At 37.3% G+C, this 23,330-nt stretch carries 39 protein-coding genes and 1 pseudogene; 4 read left to right on the plus strand and 36 right to left on the minus strand.

Annotated features, from left to right (window positions below; translation table 11 throughout):
• Window positions 1-13: 13 nt before the first annotated feature.
• The 36 genes and pseudogenes from SDEL_RS09780 to rpsJ all read right to left on the minus strand — a co-directional run bounded on the left by SDEL_RS09780 (window position 14) and on the right by rpsJ (window position 18,852).
• Window positions 14-859: a polyprenyl synthetase family protein gene (locus SDEL_RS09780; RefSeq protein WP_425352959.1), complete on the minus strand. Its 846-nt coding sequence runs from the start codon at window positions 857-859 to the stop codon at window positions 14-16.
• A 25-nt stretch (window positions 860-884) separates the two neighbouring features.
• Window positions 885-1,958, minus strand: coding sequence for a DUF7488 domain-containing protein (locus SDEL_RS09785; RefSeq protein WP_012857698.1), 1,074 nt, complete (start codon window positions 1,956-1,958; stop codon window positions 885-887).
• A 10-nt stretch (window positions 1,959-1,968) separates the two neighbouring features.
• Window positions 1,969-2,286 carry a YbaB/EbfC family nucleoid-associated protein gene (locus tag SDEL_RS09790; protein WP_012857699.1) on the minus strand — a complete coding sequence of 106 codons (318 nt, stop codon included), beginning with the start codon at window positions 2,284-2,286 and terminating at the stop codon, window positions 1,969-1,971.
• Window positions 2,286-2,651 (minus strand): aspartate 1-decarboxylase, encoded by a 366-nt coding sequence (panD, locus tag SDEL_RS09795; RefSeq protein ID WP_012857700.1) that lies wholly within the window; start codon window positions 2,649-2,651, stop codon window positions 2,286-2,288. The genes SDEL_RS09790 and panD overlap by 1 nt, the downstream gene beginning before the upstream one ends.
• 45 nt (window positions 2,652-2,696) lie before the next feature.
• A complete protein-coding gene (locus tag SDEL_RS09800; RefSeq protein ID WP_012857701.1) occupies window positions 2,697-4,010 on the minus strand; it encodes a UDP-N-acetylmuramoyl-L-alanyl-D-glutamate--2,6-diaminopimelate ligase in 1,314 nt (437 codons plus the stop codon).
• A gap of 12 nt (window positions 4,011-4,022) precedes the next feature.
• A complete protein-coding gene (locus SDEL_RS09805) occupies window positions 4,023-4,586 on the minus strand; it encodes a hypothetical protein (RefSeq protein WP_012857702.1) in 564 nt (187 codons plus the stop codon).
• Window positions 4,586-4,867 (minus strand): NifU family protein, encoded by a 282-nt coding sequence (locus tag SDEL_RS09810; protein ID WP_012857703.1) that lies wholly within the window; start codon window positions 4,865-4,867, stop codon window positions 4,586-4,588. The genes SDEL_RS09805 and SDEL_RS09810 overlap by 1 nt, the downstream gene beginning before the upstream one ends.
• A 147-nt stretch (window positions 4,868-5,014) precedes the next feature.
• Window positions 5,015-5,365 (minus strand): 50S ribosomal protein L17, encoded by a 351-nt coding sequence (gene rplQ, locus SDEL_RS09815; RefSeq protein ID WP_012857704.1) that lies wholly within the window; start codon window positions 5,363-5,365, stop codon window positions 5,015-5,017.
• 3 nt (window positions 5,366-5,368) lie between these two features.
• Window positions 5,369-6,382 (minus strand): DNA-directed RNA polymerase subunit alpha, encoded by a 1,014-nt coding sequence (locus SDEL_RS09820; RefSeq protein WP_012857705.1) that lies wholly within the window; start codon window positions 6,380-6,382, stop codon window positions 5,369-5,371.
• 15 nt (window positions 6,383-6,397) lie between these two features.
• Complete coding sequence (gene rpsD / locus SDEL_RS09825) at window positions 6,398-7,024, minus strand: 30S ribosomal protein S4 (protein WP_012857706.1); 627 nt, start codon at window positions 7,022-7,024, stop codon at window positions 6,398-6,400.
• Between the two features lie 76 nt (window positions 7,025-7,100).
• Window positions 7,101-7,493, minus strand: a complete 393-nt coding sequence (gene rpsK, locus SDEL_RS09830; RefSeq protein WP_012857707.1) for a 30S ribosomal protein S11 — start codon at window positions 7,491-7,493, stop codon at window positions 7,101-7,103.
• A gap of 21 nt (window positions 7,494-7,514) precedes the next feature.
• A complete protein-coding gene (gene rpsM / locus SDEL_RS09835; RefSeq protein ID WP_012857708.1) occupies window positions 7,515-7,883 on the minus strand; it encodes a 30S ribosomal protein S13 in 369 nt (122 codons plus the stop codon).
• 2 nt (window positions 7,884-7,885) lie between these two features.
• Window positions 7,886-7,999: a 50S ribosomal protein L36 gene (rpmJ, locus tag SDEL_RS09840; protein WP_012857709.1), complete on the minus strand. Its 114-nt coding sequence runs from the start codon at window positions 7,997-7,999 to the stop codon at window positions 7,886-7,888.
• A gap of 160 nt (window positions 8,000-8,159) precedes the next feature.
• Window positions 8,160-8,378: a translation initiation factor IF-1 gene (infA, locus tag SDEL_RS09845; protein WP_012857710.1), complete on the minus strand. Its 219-nt coding sequence runs from the start codon at window positions 8,376-8,378 to the stop codon at window positions 8,160-8,162.
• A 16-nt stretch (window positions 8,379-8,394) separates the two neighbouring features.
• Window positions 8,395-9,153: a type I methionyl aminopeptidase gene (gene map, locus SDEL_RS09850; protein WP_012857711.1), complete on the minus strand. Its 759-nt coding sequence runs from the start codon at window positions 9,151-9,153 to the stop codon at window positions 8,395-8,397.
• Between the two features lies 1 nt (window position 9,154).
• On the minus strand, window positions 9,155-10,417 hold the full coding sequence (gene secY, locus SDEL_RS09855) for a preprotein translocase subunit SecY (RefSeq protein WP_012857712.1): 1,263 nt from the start codon (window positions 10,415-10,417) through the stop codon (window positions 9,155-9,157).
• A complete protein-coding gene (gene rplO / locus SDEL_RS09860; protein ID WP_012857713.1) occupies window positions 10,414-10,818 on the minus strand; it encodes a 50S ribosomal protein L15 in 405 nt (134 codons plus the stop codon). Before rplO ends, secY begins: the two co-directional genes overlap by 4 nt.
• Before the next feature lie 19 nt (window positions 10,819-10,837).
• The gene (gene rpsE, locus SDEL_RS09865; protein ID WP_012857714.1) at window positions 10,838-11,281 is read right to left on the minus strand and encodes a 30S ribosomal protein S5; all 444 of its coding nucleotides are present in this window, start codon (window positions 11,279-11,281) and stop codon (window positions 10,838-10,840) included.
• A gap of 24 nt (window positions 11,282-11,305) precedes the next feature.
• Window positions 11,306-11,662, minus strand: coding sequence for a 50S ribosomal protein L18 (gene rplR, locus SDEL_RS09870; protein ID WP_012857715.1), 357 nt, complete (start codon window positions 11,660-11,662; stop codon window positions 11,306-11,308).
• A 10-nt stretch (window positions 11,663-11,672) separates the two neighbouring features.
• The gene (gene rplF / locus SDEL_RS09875) at window positions 11,673-12,209 is read right to left on the minus strand and encodes a 50S ribosomal protein L6 (RefSeq protein WP_012857716.1); all 537 of its coding nucleotides are present in this window, start codon (window positions 12,207-12,209) and stop codon (window positions 11,673-11,675) included.
• A gap of 74 nt (window positions 12,210-12,283) precedes the next feature.
• On the minus strand, window positions 12,284-12,679 hold the full coding sequence (rpsH, locus tag SDEL_RS09880; RefSeq protein ID WP_012857717.1) for a 30S ribosomal protein S8: 396 nt from the start codon (window positions 12,677-12,679) through the stop codon (window positions 12,284-12,286).
• A gap of 11 nt (window positions 12,680-12,690) precedes the next feature.
• Window positions 12,691-12,876, minus strand: coding sequence for a type Z 30S ribosomal protein S14 (locus SDEL_RS09885; protein WP_012857718.1), 186 nt, complete (start codon window positions 12,874-12,876; stop codon window positions 12,691-12,693).
• A 1-nt stretch (window position 12,877) separates the two neighbouring features.
• Entirely contained in the window at window positions 12,878-13,423 is a 546-nt protein-coding gene (gene rplE / locus SDEL_RS09890; protein WP_012857719.1) for a 50S ribosomal protein L5, read from the minus strand.
• Window positions 13,423-13,659, minus strand: a complete 237-nt coding sequence (gene rplX, locus SDEL_RS09895; RefSeq protein WP_012857720.1) for a 50S ribosomal protein L24 — start codon at window positions 13,657-13,659, stop codon at window positions 13,423-13,425. The genes rplE and rplX overlap by 1 nt, the downstream gene beginning before the upstream one ends.
• Entirely contained in the window at window positions 13,659-14,027 is a 369-nt protein-coding gene (gene rplN / locus SDEL_RS09900) for a 50S ribosomal protein L14 (protein WP_012857721.1), read from the minus strand. Before rplN ends, rplX begins: the two co-directional genes overlap by 1 nt.
• Complete coding sequence (gene rpsQ, locus SDEL_RS09905; protein ID WP_012857722.1) at window positions 14,027-14,278, minus strand: 30S ribosomal protein S17; 252 nt, start codon at window positions 14,276-14,278, stop codon at window positions 14,027-14,029. The genes rplN and rpsQ overlap by 1 nt, the downstream gene beginning before the upstream one ends.
• Window positions 14,279-14,287: 9 nt before the next feature.
• Window positions 14,288-14,476: a 50S ribosomal protein L29 gene (gene rpmC / locus SDEL_RS09910; RefSeq protein WP_012857723.1), complete on the minus strand. Its 189-nt coding sequence runs from the start codon at window positions 14,474-14,476 to the stop codon at window positions 14,288-14,290.
• Complete coding sequence (gene rplP / locus SDEL_RS09915) at window positions 14,463-14,888, minus strand: 50S ribosomal protein L16 (RefSeq protein ID WP_012857724.1); 426 nt, start codon at window positions 14,886-14,888, stop codon at window positions 14,463-14,465. The genes rpmC and rplP overlap by 14 nt, the downstream gene beginning before the upstream one ends.
• Complete coding sequence (gene rpsC / locus SDEL_RS09920) at window positions 14,888-15,601, minus strand: 30S ribosomal protein S3 (protein WP_012857725.1); 714 nt, start codon at window positions 15,599-15,601, stop codon at window positions 14,888-14,890. The genes rplP and rpsC overlap by 1 nt, the downstream gene beginning before the upstream one ends.
• A gap of 4 nt (window positions 15,602-15,605) precedes the next feature.
• Window positions 15,606-15,935: pseudogene (gene rplV, locus SDEL_RS09925) on the minus strand (50S ribosomal protein L22); the annotation flags it as partial.
• A gap of 7 nt (window positions 15,936-15,942) precedes the next feature.
• A complete protein-coding gene (gene rpsS, locus SDEL_RS09930) occupies window positions 15,943-16,224 on the minus strand; it encodes a 30S ribosomal protein S19 (protein WP_012857727.1) in 282 nt (93 codons plus the stop codon).
• Window positions 16,225-17,055: a 50S ribosomal protein L2 gene (rplB, locus tag SDEL_RS09935; protein ID WP_012857728.1), complete on the minus strand. Its 831-nt coding sequence runs from the start codon at window positions 17,053-17,055 to the stop codon at window positions 16,225-16,227.
• A 2-nt stretch (window positions 17,056-17,057) separates the two neighbouring features.
• On the minus strand, window positions 17,058-17,339 hold the full coding sequence (locus SDEL_RS09940; RefSeq protein ID WP_012857729.1) for a 50S ribosomal protein L23: 282 nt from the start codon (window positions 17,337-17,339) through the stop codon (window positions 17,058-17,060).
• A gap of 2 nt (window positions 17,340-17,341) precedes the next feature.
• The gene (gene rplD, locus SDEL_RS09945; RefSeq protein ID WP_012857730.1) at window positions 17,342-17,956 is read right to left on the minus strand and encodes a 50S ribosomal protein L4; all 615 of its coding nucleotides are present in this window, start codon (window positions 17,954-17,956) and stop codon (window positions 17,342-17,344) included.
• A complete protein-coding gene (gene rplC, locus SDEL_RS09950; RefSeq protein WP_012857731.1) occupies window positions 17,953-18,531 on the minus strand; it encodes a 50S ribosomal protein L3 in 579 nt (192 codons plus the stop codon). The genes rplD and rplC overlap by 4 nt, the downstream gene beginning before the upstream one ends.
• Window positions 18,532-18,540: 9 nt before the next feature.
• Entirely contained in the window at window positions 18,541-18,852 is a 312-nt protein-coding gene (gene rpsJ / locus SDEL_RS09955; protein ID WP_012857732.1) for a 30S ribosomal protein S10, read from the minus strand.
• A 175-nt stretch (window positions 18,853-19,027) separates the two neighbouring features.
• Here rpsJ and SDEL_RS09960 point away from each other — a divergent pair, with 175 nt between their 5' ends.
• The 4 genes from SDEL_RS09960 (at window position 19,028) to feoB (ending at window position 23,329) form a co-directional block, all read left to right on the plus strand.
• A complete protein-coding gene (locus tag SDEL_RS09960) occupies window positions 19,028-20,101 on the plus strand; it encodes an AAA family ATPase (protein ID WP_012857733.1) in 1,074 nt (357 codons plus the stop codon).
• Window positions 20,102-20,286: 185 nt separating this feature from the next.
• Window positions 20,287-20,835 (plus strand): ribonuclease HII, encoded by a 549-nt coding sequence (locus SDEL_RS09965; RefSeq protein ID WP_012857734.1) that lies wholly within the window; start codon window positions 20,287-20,289, stop codon window positions 20,833-20,835.
• A 113-nt stretch (window positions 20,836-20,948) separates the two neighbouring features.
• Window positions 20,949-21,176 (plus strand): FeoA family protein, encoded by a 228-nt coding sequence (locus SDEL_RS09970; RefSeq protein ID WP_012857735.1) that lies wholly within the window; start codon window positions 20,949-20,951, stop codon window positions 21,174-21,176.
• Window positions 21,173-23,329, plus strand: a complete 2,157-nt coding sequence (gene feoB, locus SDEL_RS09975; RefSeq protein WP_012857736.1) for a ferrous iron transport protein B — start codon at window positions 21,173-21,175, stop codon at window positions 23,327-23,329. Before SDEL_RS09970 ends, feoB begins: the two co-directional genes overlap by 4 nt.
• Window position 23,330: the final 1 nt, after the last annotated feature.

Consider the following 23,330-nt stretch of genomic DNA (forward strand, 5'->3'; position numbering starts at 1 on the left):
TCTCTATCCCCAATTAAACTTTAAAATAATCACGCATAATCATTTGAAGCCTCTGCGCTAAAGGCTTTTCAAGTCTGCATAACGCCTCTTCAAGCTCATGCAAAAGTTTCTCTTTTTCCATGATAGCTCCCTCTAATCCTAAAAGATTCACAAAGGAGTTTTTATGCCCATCATTTTGAGTCGGCTTTCCTGCTTCCTCAGCGCTCAGTGTTGCATCAATGATGTCATCTTGAATTTGAAACAAAAGCCCCAATCGTAAACCAAAAGCATACACTGTCTCTTGTGTTGCTTTATCCAATTCACAAATGACCGCACCCATCAAAAGTGAAGCCGCAATGAGTTTAGCTGTTTTATGAACATGTAAAAAACTGAGTTGCTCTACATCTAAACGTTTATCTTCGAAAAAACAATCCAACGCTTGACCCAAAACCATGCCATAGATACCTGCATCACCCGCTAAAATAGAAACAAGGCGTACCTTGATTTCAGCACTTAAAGGAGCATTGGCTATCCTATAAAAAGCATGCGTATTTAATGCATCTCCTATTAAAACAGCCGTAGTCTCATCGTACGTTACATGTAACGTTGGATGACCACGCCTTAAAGCTGCGTTATCCATACATGGCAAATCATCATGAATCAATGAATACGTATGCATCATCTCTAAACCCAAACTTACATGTAACGCATTTTCAAACAGTAAGGGAGCACTTGCCTCCACAACACTTAAAAGTAATAAAGGGCGAAAACGTTTTCCCCCAACATCAAGCATTTCACCAAAAGCTTGATTAAAATGAGGATGAAAGCTCTCCACCACAGGAAGCTCTCTTTTTAAAAAAGCTTCAAATTTTTCAACAATCGCTTTAGAACTCAAGATAACCCTTTTAACGTTTTAACGTAACAAAAAATTGAAAATCATCACGATCAAAAAGAAGATGTATCTCACGATTTCCTACGTTACGCAAAGACTCATCAGCTTGCGAAACTCGGCTTATGGGGGTTGTTTCTACCTGCATCAAACGATCCCCTATTTTTAGCCCACTTTTCTCAGCAAATGAACCAGGCTTAATCTGTGTAATCCTCAAATCGTTATCAAAACTAAAGCCCTTCGTTTGCAAATAACTCTCTTTTTTAGGAACAGCGCTCTTCTTAACTTTGGGAGGTGCTACTTTTTTAGGTTGAACTTTAGGTGCTAAAATATTCTCTTCAATCCATGCGCTATTTCTTTGAACCTGTGCACTGACCTTACTTAAGTCTTTAAAACTTTTTAAAACTTCACCAAATTCTTGAACATTGCTCACTTTTTTACCATTCAAAAGTGTAATTCTATCTCCTGCTTTTAAACGAGCTTCTTTAAAAGTTGGATCTACAAAATCAACCTGAACACTTTCATTAGCATCAACGATGCGTACACCTAGTTCAGGGAAGGAAGCTGTTTTGCCCTGAACAAACTGCTCCAAGACCTCGCTTCCTATAAAAAATTTATCCCCAATTCCAAGCCCATACATTTCGCAACACAAGCCACCCACAACAGCATTAGCTTCACCCGCACCACCAAATTCAAAGAAGTCATTGGCACTTTTTCCTATCTTAGAAGCATTCACCGCAATAATCGATTTATCTGTCATGCTTCCTAGCCACTCACCCAATTTTAATTCATGCGTTGTTTTTAATTTCACAGGCATAAGCGGTTTAGGAGATTCGAATAAATAAAGGTGTGAGAGATAGTCATGTTTTACAAAAGGAACATTGGGTTTCTCTTTTGAATAAGCCACGGCATACTTTTCACTTACCGCAATCGCCCTTGTCGTTCCAAAATAAACAATAGAAGCCTTATTTTTTTCATAACATTGTGAGAAATCAGGATAGACAAACTCTGCTTTATTTGCCACTACAGGAGCCTCTGCCGCAAAAAGAGTGCAAACGACCATTACCCATAAAAAACTAATACGTTTCACATAAAACTCCTTATGACGTTGCGCCAAATCCTCCAAACTGAGAGAGCATTTGAGTTGTCGCTAATTTTTTATTCTCTTCAACCATTTTACTAACATCATTCATAGCACTCATCAGAAGAATCTGCAAAGATTCTTTATCGCTTAAGAGTGAATCATCAATGACAATATCAATGACTTCACCATGACCATTCATGCTGACTTTAACAAGTCCTCCACCGCTTTTTGCTGTAAATTCTTTACTTGCCGCATCTTCTTGCATTTTTTGAGCTTGTTTTTGTGCTTCTTCAAGCATCGCACTCATTTTGGATAAATCAAAATTTTCAAACATTAGATATAATCTCTCACTTCCACCAGCGCGTTTTTCTCATCCACTAACACAACCGTTGGCTTAAATGTTTCAATCTCTTCTTCACTCAAGTGCGCATACGCCATAATAATCACTTTATCTCCAATATGTGCTTTTCTAGCAGCCGCACCATTGAGACAAATATCTTTTTGCCCTGCTTTTCCCTCAATAACATACGTTGTAAAACGCTCACCGTTATTAATATTGACCACTTCTACTTTTTGACCTACTTTTAAATGAGAAGCCTCTATCAACTCTTTATCAATCGTGATAGAACCTACATAATTTAAATTCGCATCACTCACCGTAGCCCTGTGAATTTTACTGTACAACATCTCAAGCGTCATCGCTCTTCTACCTCTTTAGACTTTAAGAAATTTTTTTATTTTACCCTATTTTTGCTTAGCTAATCGTGCAAGGATTTCGAGAACAACGTTTCTATCGTCAAAAGGATATTTCACTCCAGCAACTTCTTGATACGTCTCATCGCCTTTTCCCAAAATCAAAACAACATCACTCTTCTTTTGCATACCAAGTGCTTCTTCAATAGCTTGATAGCGATCGACCTTTACATGTAAAGATTCTGTGCGTTGGATTCCTGCTACAATCTCTTCAATAATCGCATCGGGATTTTCAGAACGAGGATTGTCGCTCGTTACAATCATCCATTTTGCGTACCGTTCTGCAACAGCTCCCATTTTTGGACGCTTTGTTCGATCTCTATCTCCACCCGCACCAAAAACGACAATACAATTTTTATCTTTCATACTCTCTAGTACTTTTTCCATACCATCAGGCGTATGTGCAAAATCAACAATCACCAAAGGATCTTGAGAAACCACTTGCATACGTCCCTCCACACCACCAAAGTGAGAAACTGCTTCACAAATCTCTTCCATTCCTGCAACATGCAATAAATCCACAGCGCTAATGGCTGCTAAAAGATTATAAAGGTTGAAAAAACCATGCAAAGAGGATTCAAAATCATACACCTTCTCTTTTTTGGCAATAGCTGCGCTAATCCCCTCTTTCAAAGAGTAAGCAAGCACTTTATAGGTAGCAGGATGCTCAATACCGTACGTAAAAGCATTGATGCGATTAAAGCGAATATGGCGCTCATCACTATTTATCAGCTTTAGACTTTCATCTTCAAAAAAACGACTTTTCACAGCGATATACTCATCAATTGTTTTATGAAAATCTAAATGATCTTGTGTGACATTGGTAAGAATTTTAAGCGCAAAAAAGAGCCCATCAATACGATTTTGAACAATCGCATGAGAGCTAACCTCCATGACAAAGTACTCACACCCCTCATCTACTGCCATTTTTAGATTTTTAATCGTTTGTAAAATAGGAGGCGTGGTTAAACTTTTATCCTCCACACGTTTTTCATTAATAAAACATCCTCTTGTCCCCTGCAAACCCACCTTTTGACCCAAATCAAGCAAAAGAGAGTAGATAGCAGCAGCTGTCGTTGTTTTACCATTGGTTCCTGTAATACCGATAATTTTAATCTTTTTATCAATTCCTAAAAGGCTTAAACACTCTGTAGGCGAAATAAAATGCGTACATCCTTGCTCCTGTGCATTGCCTTGATACCTAGCATTTTGATCCGTTAAAAGAAAAAAAGTATCTTTATCACACTCTGAAGAATTATCACTTACATGTAAAAGATTTTCACCGTTTTGAAATGCTATTTTCACTTCACAGCTCCGTTACTTTTCAATTTTTTTAATCAAGGATAAAAGCTCTTCATCGCTAGGGAAAAGCGTAATCGCTGTTTCAAGATAATTTAAGGAGATATCAACAAAGCCATTTTCAATCAACTTTGCCAAAAAATCAACAAAATCCTCTTTTTTTGAAATAATGACTTTTGTTGAAAACATAATATCTTCAAATGCTTCCTTAAAGCTTCCTCGTGTTTGAATTAACGCAAGAAAATCTTCATATTTAATGCCATTTTCAAGATTAATACGTGATTCAAGCGAATCATTTTTTGAAGTTTTCCTCATATTATCACTACGTTTTTCAATGGAACTTATCATCTCTTCAATAAGATTTTCTAAATTTTCCATTCCTTTTTCATCATTAAAGAGATAATATTCAAACAGAGCAAGTGCTTGTTCTTCATGCTGCATGGCAAGGTCACATAAAAAAGCTCCTATACGTGCTTTTGAAGATTTGGGGTCATCATTGAGTGCTAGAGAAAATTCAAACAGAGCTTCCTTGAAGTTTTTTGCATAAAATTTTTCAATACCTTTTTGGATATGTGTCTTCATTATTCTCCAAAAGTTTCAAACTCATCTTCCATTCCAGGCAATAGATTTACAACCTCTAATTCAGGATGAATATCAATTCGTAATTGTCTTTCTATACCATATTTTAAAGTTTGACCACTTGAGGGACATCCTTGACAAGCGCCTTGTAATTGTACAAAAACACGACCTTTTTTTATACCTAGCAACGTCAATCCACCACCATCTAAAGCTAACATTGGTTTTATTTTTTCAAGTGATTTTTCAACGGCAGGACGTAACTCTTCATCACTAAATGGTATCATACATTCTCCTATAGCAAAGTATCTAATTTAACAATAGTTTGCGTTAAAAGCGACTTAATTTTTGTGTGGAATTTTGAAGAAAAAAAGAGGAAAATAACTTAAATTTTGAAGAAGTTTTGGGGATTTTTCATCCCCAAAAAAATAGCATTAAACGAGCTCTAAAAACGCCATTGGCGCAGCATCACCCTTTCGAATTCGTGTTTTAATGATACGGGTATAACCACCGTTTCTTTCCACGTATTTAGGAGCAATCTCATTCACAAGTTTTTTTGTACACTCTTTATCTTGAAGTGCTGCAAAAACAGTTTTGTGAGCATGATCGCCACCAACACCAGCTTTTGTAATCAATTTCTCAACATATCCTCTAAGCTCTTTTGCTTTAGGAAGTGTTGTCTCGATTTTTTCATATTTAATAACAGCTATAGCCAAGTTCTTCAACAACGCCGCTCTGTGTGATGAAGTACGGCCAAGCTTTCTATATCCGTGCTTATGTCTCATAAATTAACCCTCATTGGCTTCAGATTTTAAATCTTCAATTTTTTTCTTGAGCAAACTTGCTGTCTCGTCAGAGAAATTATATCCTACAGGATATCCACTCTCTTCCATAACTTGTCTGATCTCTTCTAATGATTTTTTGCCTAAATTTTTAAGGTCTTTCAACTCTGTTTCACTCATAAGAGCAAGTTCACCGATGTACTTAACCTCTGCTCTATCTAAACAGTTAAAACTACGTGCACTCAGATTTAACTCTTCAACACTTTGTAATAATTTGCCTAGCTCAACATTATCGTGAGAAGTCTCATTTTTCGGAGCTACTGCAATGTCTAAAATACCATTAAAAACTGACATTTGAGCATACATTGCTTCTAGTGCATTTTTAAATGCCTCAATAGGAGAAACCAATCCATCTGTTTCAATTGTAAATACAATTTTTTCATAATTAGGATTGTCTTCTACCAAAACATTTTCAATATCATATACAGCTCTTTTGACAGGTGTAAAGAAAGCATCTAGCGCAATATAATCATCTGTAAGTAGATCTCTAATATTTTCACTTGGAACGTATCCAATACCTTTTTCTATAATCAAAGAGAAATTGAATTCTGCATCTTCATTGATAGTTGCCAAATAAGTATCTGGCGTTACAATTTCAATATGAGAATTTGCAAGGTCACTTCCTTTAATTTCTTTTGGACCAGAAAAAGAGTAATTGACTTCTACTCGCTTCTCATCACCTTTGATTTTGAAGCGAATATTTTTAAGATTAATGATAAAAAGAGCAACATCTTCAAGCATACCACGCATGCTATCAAATTCATGAGTTACACCTTCAATCTTTACAGCCGTTGGAGCCGATCCTATGGTACTGCCCAAAAGCAATCTTCTTAAAGGATGTGCCAATGTTACAGCAAAACCTGATTCAAAGGGATACGCACTAATTTGAACCTTATTCGCTGAAATATTCTCGACCTCAATTTCAGTTGGCATGTAAGCTGATGTATTGATTTTTTTCATATGCTACCTACTTTATTATTTAGAGTATAGCTCAACGATTAATCTTTCTTCAACCGGAATAACTACTTCTTCTCTCTCTGGGATTCGTGTAAAAATACCCATTGCTTTTTCTCTTTCAACATCAACCCATGGTGCGATACCTGTTTGTTGTGTTAATTCAAGAGCTCTTTTAATTTGAGGATTGTTTTTTGATTTTTCACAAACCTCTACTTTGTCACCAGCACGAACAATATAAGAAGGAATATCTACTTTATTCCCATTCACTAAAATATGTCCATGCGTTACTAATTGACGAGCAAAACGACGTGTTGTTGCAAATCCCATACGATACACAACGTTATCAAGTCTTCTCTCAATAAGTAAAACAAGGTTAATACCAGTGTTTCCTTCTCTACGAGCTGCTTCATCAAAAATACGTCTGAATTGTTTTTCAGAAACTCCATACATAAATTTAGCTTTTTGTTTCTCTCTTAATTGGAGACCATATTCACTAATTTTTGTTCTTCTTTGTCCGTGCTGACCTGGTGCATACGGTCGCTTGTCTAGTGCGCTTTTACCAGCAAGTCTGCGCTCACCTTTAAGGGCTAAGCTGACACCAAGTCTTCTTTCAAGCTTTTCGACTGGTCCTCTATATCTTGCCATTTTTTCTCCTAATCTATTGCATAAACGAAAAAATTTATTCTGTTTTTTATAAGGTATTCTAAGCTAAAACTTAAAATTACACTCTTCTTCTTTTTGGAGGTCTACAGCCATTATGTGGCAACGGGGTAATGTCTTTTAAGAAAGAGACTTTAATACCCTCTGTTGTACCAGCACTTTTTACCGCTGTTTCACGACCACTACCAGGTCCTTGAACTTTAATACCGACTTCTTTGAGACCATGTTCTTTTGCTTTTGTGAGCGCATCCTCTACTGCTTGTTGTGCAGCATATGGAGTGGATTTTTTACTGCCTTTAAAACCAAGGCTTCCTGCGCTACTCCAAGCAATAACATTTCCCATCTCATCAGTTACAGTTACGACAGTGTTATTAAATGTTGCAGAGATATAAATGATACCTTTTGCAATATTTTTCTTAACAACTTTTTTACGTACTACTTTTCTTTTTGCCATCTGTTTCCCTTTGAGACTTCGTTATTTAGCTTTAGCGCCAACGGTGCGTTTTTTACCTTTTCTGGTACGCGCATTCGTTTTTGTTTTTTGACCTCGAACTGGCAAGCCTTTTCTATGTCTAAGTCCACGGTAACTTCCCATGTCCATTAATGCTTTAATGTCCATAGCTACTTTTTTACGAAGATCACCTTCTACTTGAAAACCTGCTTGAATCTCTTTACGAATTGCTGCAACATCGTCTTCACTTAGTTCATGAACTCTTTTATCAAACGAAATTCCAGTTGCTGTTAAGATAGCTCTAGAACTTGTTAAACCAATACCATAGATGTATGTTAAACCATACTCTACTCTTTTCTTCATTGGAAGGTCTACACCTGCAATCCTTGCCATGATTATCCTTGTCTCTGTTTATGTTTTGGATTTACGCAAATGACTCTAACGATATTTTTTCGTTTAATCACTTTACATTTATCGCACATCTTCTTTACAGAAGGTCGTACTTTCATTGTGACTCCTGAACTTTTTTTCCACTGGAATTTTGAGTTAAACTGTCACAGGTTTGATGATGTTTTCAAACCAACAATCGAAAAAACAGTGGTTCTTTTTCGATTATTCTTCACACAGCTTTACAAAAGGCGTTAATTATATACAATTCAAGCTAATAATTTACTTATATCTGTAAGTTATTCGTCCTTTATCTAAGCTATAAGGAGTTAACTCAACTTTTACTGTATCACCAGGCATTATCTTAATATAATGCATTCTCATCTTTCCAGCAATGTGACATAAAATCACATGACTGTTTTGAACTTCAACTTTAAATGTAGCATTGGGAAGAGCTTCAATTACTTTTCCATCAATTTCAATTACATCATCTTTTGCCATTTTACCTCCTAAATCTTCAAGATAGCGACAAAATTTCTGCTTTACCATCTATGACTGCAACTGTATGCTCATAGTGGCTTCCTCTTAACCCATCCGTTGATACAACTGACCATTTATCTTCCAAAATTTTAGGAGTCCCCTCCTTATGGCAAATCATTGGTTCAATACAAAAAACCATACCATTCTTGATTTTTGGACCACTCTTTGGATTATGACCTTCTAAGTAGTTGGGTAATTCTGGTTCTTCATGGGGTTTTCGCCCAATACCATGACCACAAAAACCTCTAAGAGGAACATATCCTTTTGAGAGAATAAACTGCTCAATAGCATGACTTAATTCTTTAAAACGCATCTCAGGATGGATGATATCAATGGCATAATAAAGAGCATCTTTAGCACATGCAATCAACGCTTCATCACTTTGAGATATCTTACCAACACCCAGAGTCACTGCAGCATCACCATACCAACCATTAATTTCAGTACCAATATCAAGACCCACGATATCACCCTCTTGAAGTTTATACTCTGTTGGGATACCGTGAATAATGACTTCGTTCACAGAAGTACATACACCCGCAGGGAAGCCATAAAGACCTTTAAATGCAGGTCGAGCTCCTAAACTTTGAATGTAAGACTCACCCATGGCATTGAGTTCTTTTAAACTAAGACCTGGGTGAATATTACATGTAAGATACTCTAACGTTTTGGCAACAATATTATTCGCAACCGAAAGCTTTGCAATCTCTTGCGGCTTTTTAATGTTAATTGCCATCTTAAAGCCCTACAGCACTCAATGTTTCATATTTATTCATGTACATTTGTGCTTCTATTTTGCGCATCGTATCGAGTGCTACTTGAACAACGATCAAAACAGCTGTTCCACCGAAATAAAATGGTACACCCATTACTTTAACCAAAACCCAAGGAAGTGTTGAAATCAATCCTAAATAAATTGAACCCCAAAGTGTTAAGCGTCCTGCAACTTCATTGAGATAAAGAGCAGTACTTTCACCTGGTCTCACACCAGGAATAAAGCCACCTTGTTTTTTGAGATTTTCAGAGATATCTTTTGCATTAAAAACAATCGATGCATAAAAGTAAGCAAAGAAAATCACAAATAAGAATGTCAATACATTGAAGATATAGCTGTTAGGATTTAAAAAATCATGAATGGCTTGAACAATAGGATTAGTACTCGCTTGCATAATGGTTGATGGGAACATTAAAATGGCACTTGCAAAAATAGGAGGAATAACACCACTTAAGTTCATTTTAATAGGAACATAGTTCATAATACGTTTATGCTGATTTTGAAGAACAACTTTTCGTGAATACGAAATAGGAACCCGTCGTTCACCCATTTCCACATAAATAATAGACCCAACCGTTGCTAAAATAACAACCAAAATACCAATAACAACGAGGAAGTTTAATTCACCTGTATTGACGAGGTTAATAGTTCCACCAATTGCACTAGGAATTCCTGAGACAATTCCAGCGAAAATAATTAAACTGATACCATTACCAATACCACGTTGTGTAATTTGCTCACCAATCCACATAAGCAACATTGTACCTGTTAGCATACTTGCAGCAGCAATAGCCGAGAATGTTGTCATGTCAAGCATGATGGCACTTTCACCTGATCGACCTGTCATTCCCCCTAGTCCTACAGAAACACCAATCGCTTGTACGATAGTAATACCAATCGTTGCATAACGAATAATCTGCATGTATTTAACCATACCATCACGCTCTTTTTTCATTTTACCAAGTGCAGGAAATGTTGCGGCAAGAAGTTCCATAATAATTGAAGCGGTGATATAAGGCATAATACCTAAGGAGATAATGCTTAATCGTTCAGCAGCATTACCGCTGAACATATTAAACATACCAAGAGCATTAGAGCTATTGGAGTCGAAGAACTCTTTAATTACTTCTATATTAACACCAGGAACTGGCACATATGCCAAAATCCTGTATGCAAATATAAAACCCAATGTAACTAAAATCTTCCTCGTGAGATCTTGATTCATTTACTCATTCCAGTAAAAACAACATTTTCATCTTTAATTTTTGAAGCAAGTTCTTTCGCACCTGCACCAATCAATTTGATTTTGACAATACTGTTGGAAATTTTATGAACCTCTCTGATTGAATCAACAGTGATTTCAGCTAATTCTGCAACAGCTGTAATTTTATCAATATTGATCACATAAGGCTTTACGATTTTAGAAGTAAAACCAACTTTTGGTAATCTTCTTTGAAGGGGTTGTTGACCACCTTCGAAACCTCTTTTACGCTTATAGCCTGTACGAGATTTTTGTCCGTTATTACCACGGCTAGCAGTTTTTCCCATACCACTACCTTGACCACGACCTACGCGTTTGATCTCTTTAGTAGAATTTTCTGCTGGGGTAAGATTATCTAATGCCATTTTGAATCCCTTTCTTCACTTAGCTTTTAATCATACTAAGAGCTTTAATCGTTGCCCTTACTACATTAGAAGCGTTGTTTGAACCCAATGACTTTGTCAAAATATCTTTAATACCTGCAAGTTCAACAACAGGACGTGTTGCACCACCAGCAATAACACCAGTACCATCACTCGCAGGTTTTAAAATAATACGACTTGCATTAAATTTAACTTCAACATCATGTGCAATGGTTGAGCCTTTAATGTTCACTTTGACAATGTTTTTAAATGCATCATCAACTGCTTTTCTAATCGCATCAGGAACCTCTTTAGCTTTACCAAAACCAAAGCCAACAAGACCTTTTTTATTTCCAACAACGACAAGTGCTGTAAATCTAAAACGTCTACCACCTTTAACAACTTTTGTTACGCGGCCAATATTGACGATGACTTCTTCAAACTCTTCTCTGTTATATTTTTCCATTGAATCGTTTTCCTCTTCTTTTTCTTATAGCACTATGCCGTTTGCTCTAAGGCCATCTGCAAAAGCAGCAACTACGCCATGATACAAATAACCATTTCTATCGTAGACAACTTGAGTTAAATTTTTAGCCTTAAGTGTTTCTGCAAACGCTTTTGCAACTTCTGCTGCAGAAGCTTTACTTGCATTAAATCCTAATTTTTTACCATCCACACTTGCCAAAGTAACGCCTGTAGCATCATCAATTGCTTGCGCATAAAGATAACGATTAGATTTAAAAAGAGAAATTCTAGGTCTTACTTCTGTACCAGAAATATCTGCTCTGATTCTTCTTTTACGCTTAACTCTTAATGCAAGTTTACGTTTTAAAATATTTGCTCTCATTTCCTACCCTCTACTTCTTGGAAGTTTTTCCGGCTTTACGGATAATAGTTTCATCAACATACTTAATACCCTTGCCTTTATATGGCTCAGGAGCCCTAAAACTTCTAATTTCAGCAGCAATTTGACCAACGACTTGCTTATCATCGCCTACAATCGTAATGACGTTTTTCTCTACACTAATTTGAATATCTTGTGGAAATTCATAATTAATGGGATGAGAATAACCGAGTTGAAGCTCAAGAACTTTACCATTAACAGCAGCTCTATAACCTACACCGTTAATTTCAAGTTGCTTTTTAAAACCTTCCGTTAAACCTGTAACAATATTTTGACCAAGTGCACGGTATGTTCCCCAAAAAGCACTACTTTGTCTATCAGCACCTTTAGGAGCGAAAACCAATTCACCCTCTTGAACATTTACGTCAACATTGCCTTTAGTGTCCAAAACTTTTTGGACACTCCCTTTTTTAAATGCCACCAAATCACCATCGACAGATACTTCAATACCTGCTGGAATCTTTATAGGCTTTTTACCAATACGAGACATTTTCTTTCCTTTTACTTGTCTACGATAAGCTTACATCTTAGAATGGATATCGAATACCATAAAAGAACAGCTAATTACCAGATACTACAAATAACTTCGCCACCAAGACCTGCTTTGTGTGCGTCATCATTACTAAGAACACCTTTTGATGTACTAACAACAATCGTACCATAACCATTTTTGAAGCGTTTAATCTCATCTCGGCCTTTATAGACTCTACGTCCTGGCTTTGAGATTTTTTTTACTTCATTAATAACTTGTTGGCCTCTTGCATCATACTTCAAAACAACATTGATAAATTTCTTAGGACCTTCTTCAACAACGTTAAAACTTTCGATATAACCTTTGTTTTGGAAAATAACTAAAATCGCTTCTACCAGTTTTGAATGCATTAATTTCGTTACATCAAGTTTTCTCATTGATGCATTTCTGATTCTCGTTAAAGAATCTGCTACTAGATCATTAATCATAGTCTATTTCCTTACCAGCTTGCTTTTTTGAGGCCTGGAATAAGACCCTCATTTGCCATTTTACGAAGACAAATTCTGCAGATACCAAAATCTCTGTAAACAGAGTGTGGACGTCCACAAATTTGACATCGTGTGTACGCTCTTACTTGAAACTTAGGCTTTCTTGCAGCCTTTGCAATCATTGATTTTTTAGCCATATTATTTACCTTTTGCGAACGGCAAACCAATGAGTTCAAGAAGTCTAAATGCTTCTTTATCATTGCTAGCAGTTGTTACGACTGTAATATTCATTCCGTGAGTTTTCATAATATTATCATATTCAACTTCTGGAAACATCAATTGCTCATTAAGACCAAAGTTATAGTTTGCTCTTCCATCAAATCCAGTTCTTGGAAGACCTCTAAAATCTTTTACTCTTGGAAGAGCAACCGAAATGAGTTTATCCAAAAATGCGTACATATTCTCTTTACGAAGAGATACTTTAACACCGACTGGATATCCAGCACGTACTTTAAAGCCCGCAACGGATTTTTTAGCATTCGCAACAACCGCTTTTTGACCAGCGATTAAAGAAATGGTATCAACGATATTTTGCAATAATTTCGTATCTTTACCTTCTTCACCAGCTCCAACGCTAATAACAATTTTTTCAATCTTAGGAGCCAACATAGGGTTTGAAATATTAAACTCTTTAACCAATGCTGGTTGAACTTCAGCATTAAATTTCTCTTGCAATCTGTTCATTATTTACCCTCTACTTTAGCCACATTAGAGATATGAATTGGTTTTTCAACATTGGCAAAACCACCTTTAGGATTACTCTCACTTGGCTTAATGGCTTTTTTTGCTACCTTGCAACCCTCAACGACAACTTGTGAAGTTTTTGGCATAACTTGAAGCACTTTAGCTTCTTTACCTTTATCGTCGCCCGCGATAACTTTAACCGTATCGCCTTTTTTAATTTTCATCTTTGTTGCCATTATAGTACCTCCGGCGCCAAAGATACGATTTTCATAAAGTTAGCATAACGAACTTCACGACCGACTGGTCCGAAAATCCTTGTACCAATTGGCTCTCTTTTATTATCAAGAATAACCGCTGCATTCTCATCAAAACGAATGAGTGAGCCGTTTTCTCTTTGAATCTCTTTTTTTGTTCTAACGATAACCGCTTTAACAACCTGTCCTTTTTTCACTTTACCACTTGGCAATGCTTTTTTGACAGAAGCGATAATAACATCACCTACTGTTGCATAACGACGCTTACTACCACCTAGAACTTTAATACACATAATTTCTTTAGCACCACTGTTATCAGCTACCGCTAATCTTGTAAAACTTTGAATCATTATTCAACTCCTACTTTAACAATAGCACTGAGTCTGAAAGACTTTCTTTTTGAAAGTGGTCTACACTCAATCGCACTTACCGTATCGCCAATTTTTACTTGGTTGCTCTCGTCATGGACTAGGTATTTTTTGAAACGTTTAACGAACTTGCGATATCGTGGGTGCATTACACGTCTCTCTACCAAAACGGTGATAGTTTTGTCACCTGTCTTTTGAACAACTACGCCTTGAATCTCTCGTTTTAAAGCCATTAGTTACCCCTACTTGTTTTGAGCAGAAATTGCCGTATTAATACGTGCGATATCTCTTCTAACTTCTTTAATCTCATTAGGATTAGTAAGTTGCATTGTTTTTAACTTTTGTCTTAATGTAAACAAAAGAACCTTTTTCTCTTTTAACAATTCTGCAAGCTCTGATGCGCTTTTGCTATTTAAATCAATATACTTCATTTTCGCTCTCTCGAGTTACAATCTTGGTTTTGAAAGGCAATTTGTGCATTGCAAGGGTTAACGCTTCACGTGCCAACTCTTCAGGAACACCAGCCATTTCAAAAATAATTCTGCCAGGTTTAATATTCATAACCCATTTATCAACAGAGCCTTTACCTTTACCCATTCTGGTTTCAAGAGGTTTTGCTGTTAATGGTTTATCTGGGAATACACGAATCCATGTTTTTGCTTGACGCTTAACGTGACGTGTGTATGCAATCCTTGCAGCTTCAATTTGGCGTGAATCAATACGACCCGCCTCAACCGCTTTTAGACCAATTTCACCAAAAGAGATAGAAGCACCACTTTGCGCTTCACCGCGATTGCGGCCTTTCATCTGCTTTTTATATTTTGTTCTTTTAGGCATTAACATTAGTTTTTACCTCTCTCTTTACGTGCTCTAGGCTTTCTGGTATTTTCTTTTTCAGATGCTTCTTCTTTCTCAGGAGCAAGCCCCTTTACAAGAACTTCACCTTTAAAAATCCACACTTTAACACCAATAACACCGTATGTAGTGTGTGCTTCAGCAAAACCATAATCAATTTTTGCACGAAGTGTATGAAGAGGAACACGTCCTTCAAGATACCATTCAGTTCTTGCCATCTCTGCACCACCCAAACGACCAGCAACAGAAATTTTAATACCTTTAGCACCTGATTTTTGTGCACCCTGAATCACTTTTTTCATAGCTCTTCTAAACGCAACACGACGCTCTAATTGCATGGCAACATTTTCTGCACATAGTTGAGCAGAAGATTGAGGACGTCTCTCTTCTTTAATATTAACATTGACATCTTTATTGATAAGCTTACTAAGTTTGAGTCTTAATTTCTCAATGTCAGAACCTTTTTTACCAATAATGATACCAGGACGTGCAGCAACAACAGTGACTCTTAATTTCTTAGCTGTACGCTCAATTAAAATTTGACTCACGCCTGCATAGTAAAGTTCTTTTTTCAAAAATGTTCTGATTTTATAATCTTCACCAATGCTGGTTGCTAATGTTTGCTTACCAGGGAACCATCTTGAATCCCAGTTTCTATTAATACCAAGTCTTAAACCAATCGGATTTACTTTTTGACCCATCTTAGTCTTCCTTCTTTGCAGCTTTTGCTACTTCAACAATGATATGAGAAGTTGGTTTTCTAATGCCACCAGCACTACCTCTTGCTCTTGGCATAAAACGCTTCAACACTGGACCTGCATCAACGCGGCAAGAAGCAACAACGACTTCATTTGGCTCAAATCCGCCATTTGCAACTGCAGAAGCGATCACTTTAGAGATAATTTTTGCCGCTTTGTTAGGCATAAATTCTAAACTTGCCATAGCAAATTCTGCATTCATTCCTTGAACTTCACGTGCAACTAACCTTGCTTTTGTAGGTGATAAACGGATAAATTTTAATACTGCTTTACTCATCTTATACCTACTTACCAATTTTTTTCTGAACAGAGCCTTTATGACCCTTGAACGTACGAGTTGGTGCAAATTCACCCATTTTATAGCCGATATGATTCTCTGTTACATAGACAGGTACAAAGTTTCTACCATTATGAACATTAAATGTAAGTCCGATCATATCAGGAAGAATTGTACTTCTACGAGACCATGTCTTAATCGGCTTGTTTGATTTTGTCTCTTTTGCTTCGAGCGTTTTTTTCAACAAATGAGCGTCAACAAAAGGACCTTTTTTTAGCGATCTAGCCATCTATTTTCCTTTTCTTCTAGAAATAATCAGTTTGTCGCTCGCTTTTTTCTTACGAGTTTTTCTACCTTTGGTTGGTTGTCCCCATGGAGTTACTGGATGACGTCCTGAGTTAGTTTTACCCTCACCACCACCGTGTGGGTGATCCACTGGGTTCATTGCAGAACCACGTGTTTGAGGTCTAATACCACGATGTCTGTTACGACCCGCTTTACCAATGACAACGTTTGCCCAATCTTCATTTCCAACAACGCCAACAGTTGCCATACATTCAGCTAATATCTGTCTCATTTCACCACTAGGGAGTCTTACCATAACATATTGAGTCTCTTTACCCATAAGTTGAGCGTAACCACCAGCACTACGTGCCATCTGACCACCCTTACCAGGTTTAAGTTCAAGGTTATGTAAAATAGTACCTACAGGAATGTTTTTTAGCTTCATTGCGTTACCTGGTTTAATATCCAGTCCGCCTTCTGCTGATTGTACTTTATCGCCTACTTGAAGACCTGATGGTTGAAGAATATATCTCTTGTCGCCATCAACATAGTTGATAAGTGCAATTCTACAGTTTCTGTTTGGATCATATTCGATTGCTGCTACAGTACCTTCGATGTTAAACTTTGTACGTTTAAAATCAATAATTCTGTAAAGTTTTTTGGCACCCGCTTCTTTATGACGAGAAGTGATTCTACCATTATTATTTCTACCTGCTGTTGCAGCAATTTTTACTAACAAAGAAGGAACACTTGCTTTTGCAGTAATATCTTTAGAATCAAGACTGGTTAAAAATCTACGACTCGGGGTGTAAGGTTTAAATGATTTTATTGCCATGATTACGCCTCCACATTCTCAAGTTTTGCGCCTTCAGGCAACTGAACATAAAACTTTTTAAAATCATTACGTTTGCCTTCAATGCCTTTAAACTTCTTAACTTTTCCCATAACTCTAAGAGAATTGATCTTAATAGGCGTGAAACCAAAATATTGTTTTAATACTTCTTTCAAGCCATTTTTTGTCATTCTAACAGATGTTTGAATAACGACCGTACCATTCTCTTGAAGGCTCAAGCTCTTTTCAGTATAAAGGATTGCTTTAATATCAGTAATATCAGCCATTCTTAGCCCTCTTTTGTGATTGTTTCAAGCACTGATTTTTCTATGATTACTGCATAGAAAGCAGTTGCTAAGTAAGCATTTAATTCGCTTGCATCAACAAGATAGCAATTTTGGATATTTCTAAACGCTAACATGGTTTTTTCATCAACCAACTCTTTAACGATTAATGCATCTCTTGTACCCAATGTTTTAATTATGCTTGCTGCATCTTTTGTTTTGCCTGATTCGATATTTAAAGAATCAACAACAAAAAGTGCATTGTTTGCCGCTTTTTCATTCAAAGCAAACTCTAACGCTAATCTTTTTTGTTTTTTATTGACTTTCAAATCATAATTTCTGTTAGCTTTAGGACCGAATGCAGCACCACCGCCAACCCATACAGGACTTCTTCTACTACCAGCACGAGCACCACCACGACCTTTTTGAGCCCATGGTTTTTTACCACCACCACTGACTTCACCTTTTGTTTTAGAGTGAGCCGTGTTTGAGCGGAGCGCAGCTTGGTATGATTTAACATAAAGATATAAGTTGTGTGAGTGAATCTCTTCAAAACTTGCTGGAAGAGCTAATGCACCAACATTTTCTAGTTTTTCATTTAATACGATTGCGCTACTCATTTAACAATCCTTGCTTTACCTAATGATCCATTTGCGCCAGGAACTGATCCCTTAACAGCTAAAATGCCATTTTCTGCGTCAAATGAAACGATCTCATTTTGTACTGTCACTTGGGTATTACCATAGTGACCAGGCATTTTTTTGCCTTTTTGAACACGACCTGGCCATTCACAGTTACCAATTGAACCAGGAGCTCTATGGAAACGGCTACCATGTCCACCAGGACCACCATGAAAGTTGTGACGTTTAATAACACCTGTAAAACCTCTACCTTTTGTGTTCAAAGAAACTTTTAATCTCTGTGCTTCACTCAAAGGTGCAGTGCTTAAATCGCCTACTTCAGTATTTGTAACATCCAATGTAACAAAACGATTAAATGCAGCAGAAAGATTATACTTTTTTTGCTGACCTGCAATTGCTTTGTTCATTTTTTTGCCACTCACATAAGAAACTAAAGCACGTTTGTTCTCATCCACTGAACATACTTTTGCTTCTAACACTCTGAGTAACGTAACAGGAACGCTTGGTACTGCAATTGTTCGGCTCATGCCGATTTTTTCAATAATATATTCCATCATTACCCCTTATTTACCCATTGCTCTAACTTCAACATTGACTTCAGGAGCGAGGTCAAGTTTCATAAGTGAATCAACTGTATCCGTCGTCGCAGACACGATGTCAATCATACGTGCATGGATTCTCATCTCAAATTGCTCTCTTGAAGTTTTGTTTACGTGCGGTGATCGAAGCACTGTATAGCGCTTGATTTTTGTAGGCATAGGAATTGGTCCGACGATTTCGGCTCCAGTTCGTTTGACAGCTTCTACGATAGCTGCAACAGATCTGTCTAAAACTCTATGGTCATACGCCTTGAGTTTAAGTCTAATTTTTTCCATTTAGGACCCCTGTAAAGAACTTGCCACCTTGAAAGATGACCTAATTAAAGGACTGTGATTTTACTACAATAGATAGCAAAAGTCAAGAAATATAGGGGTTTTTCAGCTTGGATTTCTTATTTTATTTCCTTTTAATAAGGAAAGATATAAAATACTTTTATCAAGGAGCGAAACGATGAAAACCCTGCAACTTCTCTACGAAGTTTCTTGCAAAAATAGTTTTTTTATTGATCGTAAAATCACGTTTGAGCATGCCAAAGTCATTCTGCATGGTCCTAGAAAAAGTGGAAAAACCCATCTTATTTTTGACCATCTTAGTCGCTATGAATCTAAAGAGTACCTCTACATAGACCTTGCAGACGAACGCATTGATAAGGCTGAAATTATCGACTATTTAGAGACATTTGTACGTCAAAATTCGCTTCAACTTTTGGTCATTGAATCTTTTGATTTTTCCTTTACATTGCCCTATGTTCCTGAAATAATTCTAACAACACCCTTTACATGTAAAACGCTTGAGGGCTTTCATAACGACACACTCTATCCTTTGGATTTTGAAGAGTTTTTAGCCTTCGATAAAAAACACTCTAACATTGAACATCTTTTCAATCTTTACACCAACTATGGTACATTTCCACAGTACATTCAGCATGGTGAAAGCATTGAGGCAAAAAGTATTCAAGAATTGCTTCACATTCTCCTAAAAGAGAGTACCCGTTTTTTGGTCTATAAGCGTTTTTGTGAATTGCAAGGCACGAAAGTATCTCTTTTTCAAATCTACAACTATTTAAAAAGTGTTACAAAAATTTCCAAAGATAAACTCTACGCCATTACCTCAGAGTTGGTCGATGAAAAACTCCTTTTTTTTGTGGAAAAATTTAACCAGCCTAATGCCAATAAAAAAGTTTTTTTACTTGATTTTACGTTTAAAGATGCCCTCACCTTTAAAAAAGATTTTTTAAGACGCTTTGAAAATATGGTGTTTTTAGAACTCATCAAACGGGATAAAAAAGTCTTCTATGAAGAGGGGATTGATTTTTATCTTCCAGAAGAATCGTTAGCGATTTTGTGTGTTGGATTTGCGACCACAGAGGCGATTGAGATGCGTTTACAAAAACTGTTACCTACTTTTTGGTCTTTACATGTAAAGCGAGTTGAAGTGGTGACGTTAAGCAGTGAAAGCGCTAAAGATATTGAAGGTCTTAGTTTTTCCATTTTCCCTTTCTGGGAATGGGCATTGCAACTCTAATAGCGTTCTTACAGAATTCTTAACGTAGCCCTTAGAGCAAAGCTCAAAACGTAGTTTCTGTGAAAAGGCTACGCTAACGCTGAGTTTTCCTCGGTGGAATGCCCACGCACCCTTGGTGCTTTTCCTTCTTGCAAAATAGGTTTTGCAAGAAGTCTAATATCTTTACATGTAAAAAGGAAAATGAAATGTTATGTGGCATTGATGAAGCAGGAAGAGGTTGTTTAGCAGGACCTTTAGTGGTTGCGGGTGCGGTCTTAAAAGAACCTGTAAAAGGCTTAGCCGATTCAAAACAGCTGAGTGAAAAACAACGTGAAATTTTATTTGAGCGCTTACAAAATGCAGCGGAGTTTAAAATCGTCTTTTGTGACCATGAAATGGTCGATACCAAAGGCTTGAGTGCCTGTTTAAAATACGCCATTGAAACCATCAAAGCACACTTTTGTGAGCATGAAATTTTAATGGATGGCAACTGTACCTTTGGTGTTTCGGGTATTTCAACGATGGTCAAAGCCGATGCGAAAGTGGCAGAAGTGAGTGCAGCGAGTATCTTAGCCAAAGTGAGCCGTGATCGTTACATGTGTGACATTGCGCCCTCTTATCCAGAGTACGCTTTTGAGAAGCATAAAGGGTATGGAAGCGCTTTACATGTAAAGATGATCCAACAATTTGGCTATTGCGACATTCATCGTAAAAGCTTTAAACTTAAAGCCCTTTCACAACCCACTCTTTTTTAAAAGATGATAATTACAATCAAAACAAAGCTTAACGAAAGGCTTTTTGCTCTATTATTCCAATAATAATTATCAAAAGCATGATAATTTAATCGTCATTTAAAAGGAATTTAGGGATGGACTTATCACATCTAAGCACACACCAAAAAGCGCTTATCACCACCATTAATGCACAAAATAGCCTCAAAAAGCGTCTGCTTTCTTTAGGATTTAGCGTCGGTAAAACGATTGAAGTCGTTGAGACAAGCCTTCAAAAAAACACCATCAAAATTGCACTTGGTTTTAGCTCTGTTGCGCTTCGCCTTGAAGAGGCAAAGATGATTGAAGTGGAGGTACAACAGTGAAAAAAGTCGTCATCGCACTGGTTGGACAACCCAATGTTGGCAAAAGCCACCTTGCCAATGCTATCAGTGGTTCAAATTTAAAAATCGGAAACTTCGCAGGTGTCACCGTAGAAAAAGCAACAGCCCATTTGAGCAAAGAAGAGTTTGCTATCGAATTTATCGACCTTCCAGGATTATACTCTTTGGAAGATTTTTCCGCTGATGAAAAAGTGACCAAAGATTTTTTATTTAAAGGAGAGTACGACCTTATTTTAAATGTCGTTGATTCAACCAACCTTGAGCGCAATCTCCTCTTGAGCACCCAACTGCTTGAACAACATAAAAAGATGATTATCGCTCTAAATATGGATGATGAAGCAATCAAAGATGGCATTGAGATTGATGCGGAAAAAATGAGTAAAATCCTCAATGTTCCCTGTATTAAAGTCTCTTCAAAAACAAAATCCAACATTGATGCACTCCTAGAAACACTCACAAAAACCCTTAAAGAGCCTCTTCTGGAGCCAAAGCTCATTTACAGTGATGAAGTGGAAGAGCAACTTGAAAAAATCGTCTCTTTTTTAGAGGAGAAACGATTTCACCATGAAACATTAACGAACCGTCACATCGCCATTGGTTTATTGTGGCAAAAAAAAGAGATTTACGCTTTAATGCATGAGCAACCCCTCTATATTGAGCTTCAACCCATTTTAAACAACGCGCTAGGGCATGTTTACATGTATGGTGGATGCGATGATATTGAAGAGGTGATTAACCGACAACATAACGCCTTTGCAATGGGTCTATGCGCAGAAGTGTTAAGCCTAAAAACACCCAAAAGCAAAAACCTCACCCAAGCGATTGATGCGCTTTTAATTCACAAACTTTTCGGACTTCCTCTGTTTATCTTTTTGATGTGGGGACTTTTTCAACTCACGTTTAGCTTAGGTGAAGTTCCCATGGGTTGGATTGAAGAGGGCTTTGGCTGGTTGGGTGAAACGATTGGTGCAACCATTGAAAACGAAGCGCTTCAATCCTTAATCGTGGATGGCATCATCGCAGGTGTAGGAAGCGTGGTCATGTTCTTGCCGAACATTATGATTTTATTTTTAGGGATTGCCCTTTTAGAAACGACAGGGTATATGGCACGTGCGGCGTTTTTACTCGATGGTTTTTTCCATAAATTCGGGCTTCACGGCAAAAGTTTTATTCCTTTAGTCACAGGTTTTGGCTGTTCCGTTCCAGCCTATATGGCAGCACGAACGCTTAAAAATAAAAAAGACAGACTTCTTACCATGTTTATCATTGGTTTTATGAGTTGTGGCGCACGCCTTCCTGTGTATGTTCTTTTTGCTGGAGCATTCTTTGAAGAAGATGTCGCAGGCAATGTTCTCTTTGGTATCTATATCTCAGGCGCACTTTTAGGGCTTGTTGCCGCTAAAGTACTTCGTATGACTGTGTTTAAAGGTGAGGATGAACCCTTTGTGATGGAGATGCCAAAATACCGCCTTCCAAGCTTAAAACTACTCTGGTTTGTCGTCTATTCCAAATCCTTAATGTACCTTAAAAAAGCAGGCACCTACATTCTTGTCGCTTCCATGCTCATCTGGTTTATCAGCTCCTATCCACACAATAGTTTGCTTGAAGAGAGTTACACCGCAAAAATCGAAGCGCTTCAAACCGCTGAGCTAGAAGATTCTTTAGAGCAAAATGCAACCGAAATCTCTGCCTTACGTGAAGAAGCCATCGCAACACTTGAAAATGAAAAAAATGAAAAATTGATGGAGAATACTTATTTAGGGATGATGGGCAAAACGATTGAGCCTTTCTTCGCTCCATTAGGCTTTGACTGGAAAATGAGCGTGGCAACACTGAGTGGACTAGCGGCTAAAGAGGTCATTGTTTCAACACTGGGTGTTTTGTATTCGATCGGCGATGAAGTCACAGAAGAAGATAGCTCTTTAAGAGAGATTATTGCGTCAAATGTCAGTTTTGCCTCAGGCATGGCATTTATCGTCTTTGTGATGATTTACTTACCGTGCCTTGCCGCAACCGTTGTTTTTGCCAAAGAGGCAGAGAGTCACAAATATACCGCATATTTGGTGGTTTTTACCTTTGCGACTGCGTGGATTTTAGCGTTTATAACCTACCAAATTCTTACATTACTGGCATAAA

Source organism: Sulfurospirillum deleyianum DSM 6946, from assembly GCF_000024885.1.
Lineage (GTDB): Bacteria > Campylobacterota > Campylobacteria > Campylobacterales > Sulfurospirillaceae > Sulfurospirillum > Sulfurospirillum deleyianum.

Excerpts from the sequence above, each read along its gene's own strand:
- rplF (WP_012857716.1), bottom strand. The coding sequence starts at position 12,209 with ATGTCTCGTATTGGTAAAAAGCCTATAAAGATTCCAGCAGGTATTGAA.
- SDEL_RS09885 (WP_012857718.1), bottom strand. The coding sequence starts at position 12,876 with ATGGCTAAAAAATCAATGATTGCAAAGGCTGCAAGAAAGCCTAAGTTT.
- SDEL_RS09965 (WP_012857734.1), top strand. The coding sequence starts at position 20,287 with ATGTTATGTGGCATTGATGAAGCAGGAAGAGGTTGTTTAGCAGGACCT.
- rplQ (WP_012857704.1), bottom strand. The coding sequence starts at position 5,365 with ATGAGACATAAGCACGGATATAGAAAGCTTGGCCGTACTTCATCACAC.
- rplD (WP_012857730.1), bottom strand. The coding sequence starts at position 17,956 with ATGAGTAGCGCAATCGTATTAAATGAAAAACTAGAAAATGTTGGTGCA.
- infA (WP_012857710.1), bottom strand. The coding sequence starts at position 8,378 with ATGGCAAAAGATGATGTAATTGAAATTGATGGAAAAGTAATTGAAGCT.
- rplC (WP_012857731.1), bottom strand. The coding sequence starts at position 18,531 with ATGGAATATATTATTGAAAAAATCGGCATGAGCCGAACAATTGCAGTA.
- SDEL_RS09820 (WP_012857705.1), bottom strand. The coding sequence starts at position 6,382 with ATGAAAAAAATCAATACATCAGCTTACATGCCAACTGAAATTGAGGTC.
- rpsE (WP_012857714.1), bottom strand. The coding sequence starts at position 11,281 with ATGGAAAAATATAACAGAGAAGAGTTTGAAGAAGTCATCGTCAATATT.
- rplE (WP_012857719.1), bottom strand. The coding sequence starts at position 13,423 with ATGAACAGATTGCAAGAGAAATTTAATGCTGAAGTTCAACCAGCATTG.
- SDEL_RS09940 (WP_012857729.1), bottom strand. The coding sequence starts at position 17,339 with ATGGCTGATATTACTGATATTAAAGCAATCCTTTATACTGAAAAGAGC.
- rpsS (WP_012857727.1), bottom strand. The coding sequence starts at position 16,224 with ATGGCTAGATCGCTAAAAAAAGGTCCTTTTGTTGACGCTCATTTGTTG.
- rpsQ (WP_012857722.1), bottom strand. The coding sequence starts at position 14,278 with ATGGCTTTAAAACGAGAGATTCAAGGCGTAGTTGTTCAAAAGACAGGT.
- rplR (WP_012857715.1), bottom strand. The coding sequence starts at position 11,662 with ATGAGAGCAAATATTTTAAAACGTAAACTTGCATTAAGAGTTAAGCGT.
- SDEL_RS09970 (WP_012857735.1), top strand. The coding sequence starts at position 20,949 with ATGGACTTATCACATCTAAGCACACACCAAAAAGCGCTTATCACCACC.
- rpsM (WP_012857708.1), bottom strand. The coding sequence starts at position 7,883 with ATGGCAAGGATTGCAGGTGTAGACCTTCCAATGAAGAAAAGAGTAGAG.
- SDEL_RS09810 (WP_012857703.1), bottom strand. The coding sequence starts at position 4,867 with ATGATACCATTTAGTGATGAAGAGTTACGTCCTGCCGTTGAAAAATCA.
- SDEL_RS09790 (WP_012857699.1), bottom strand. The coding sequence starts at position 2,286 with ATGTTTGAAAATTTTGATTTATCCAAAATGAGTGCGATGCTTGAAGAA.
- rpsC (WP_012857725.1), bottom strand. The coding sequence starts at position 15,601 with ATGGGTCAAAAAGTAAATCCGATTGGTTTAAGACTTGGTATTAATAGA.
- rpsH (WP_012857717.1), bottom strand. The coding sequence starts at position 12,679 with ATGATTAATGATCTAGTAGCAGATTCTTTAACGAGAATCAGAAATGCA.
- rplN (WP_012857721.1), bottom strand. The coding sequence starts at position 14,027 with ATGATTCAAAGTTTTACAAGATTAGCGGTAGCTGATAACAGTGGTGCT.
- secY (WP_012857712.1), bottom strand. The coding sequence starts at position 10,417 with ATGAATCAAGATCTCACGAGGAAGATTTTAGTTACATTGGGTTTTATA.
- rpsJ (WP_012857732.1), bottom strand. The coding sequence starts at position 18,852 with ATGGAAAAAATTAGACTTAAACTCAAGGCGTATGACCATAGAGTTTTA.
- rplX (WP_012857720.1), bottom strand. The coding sequence starts at position 13,659 with ATGGCAACAAAGATGAAAATTAAAAAAGGCGATACGGTTAAAGTTATC.
- SDEL_RS09805 (WP_012857702.1), bottom strand. The coding sequence starts at position 4,586 with ATGAAGACACATATCCAAAAAGGTATTGAAAAATTTTATGCAAAAAAC.
- rplP (WP_012857724.1), bottom strand. The coding sequence starts at position 14,888 with ATGTTAATGCCTAAAAGAACAAAATATAAAAAGCAGATGAAAGGCCGC.
- rplB (WP_012857728.1), bottom strand. The coding sequence starts at position 17,055 with ATGGCAATAAAATCATTTAAACCTTACACCCCGAGTCGTAGATTTTTA.
- rpsK (WP_012857707.1), bottom strand. The coding sequence starts at position 7,493 with ATGGCAAAAAGAAAAGTAGTACGTAAAAAAGTTGTTAAGAAAAATATT.
- map (WP_012857711.1), bottom strand. The coding sequence starts at position 9,153 with ATGGCAATTAACATTAAAAAGCCGCAAGAGATTGCAAAGCTTTCGGTT.
- rplO (WP_012857713.1), bottom strand. The coding sequence starts at position 10,818 with ATGGCATTAGATAATCTTACCCCAGCAGAAAATTCTACTAAAGAGATC.
- SDEL_RS09960 (WP_012857733.1), top strand. The coding sequence starts at position 19,028 with ATGAAAACCCTGCAACTTCTCTACGAAGTTTCTTGCAAAAATAGTTTT.
- panD (WP_012857700.1), bottom strand. The coding sequence starts at position 2,651 with ATGACGCTTGAGATGTTGTACAGTAAAATTCACAGGGCTACGGTGAGT.
- rpmJ (WP_012857709.1), bottom strand. The coding sequence starts at position 7,999 with ATGAAAGTACGACCTTCTGTAAAGAAGATGTGCGATAAATGTAAAGTG.
- rpsD (WP_012857706.1), bottom strand. The coding sequence starts at position 7,024 with ATGGCAAGATATAGAGGACCAGTCGAAAAGCTTGAAAGAAGACTTGGT.
- rpmC (WP_012857723.1), bottom strand. The coding sequence starts at position 14,476 with ATGAAGTATATTGATTTAAATAGCAAAAGCGCATCAGAGCTTGCAGAA.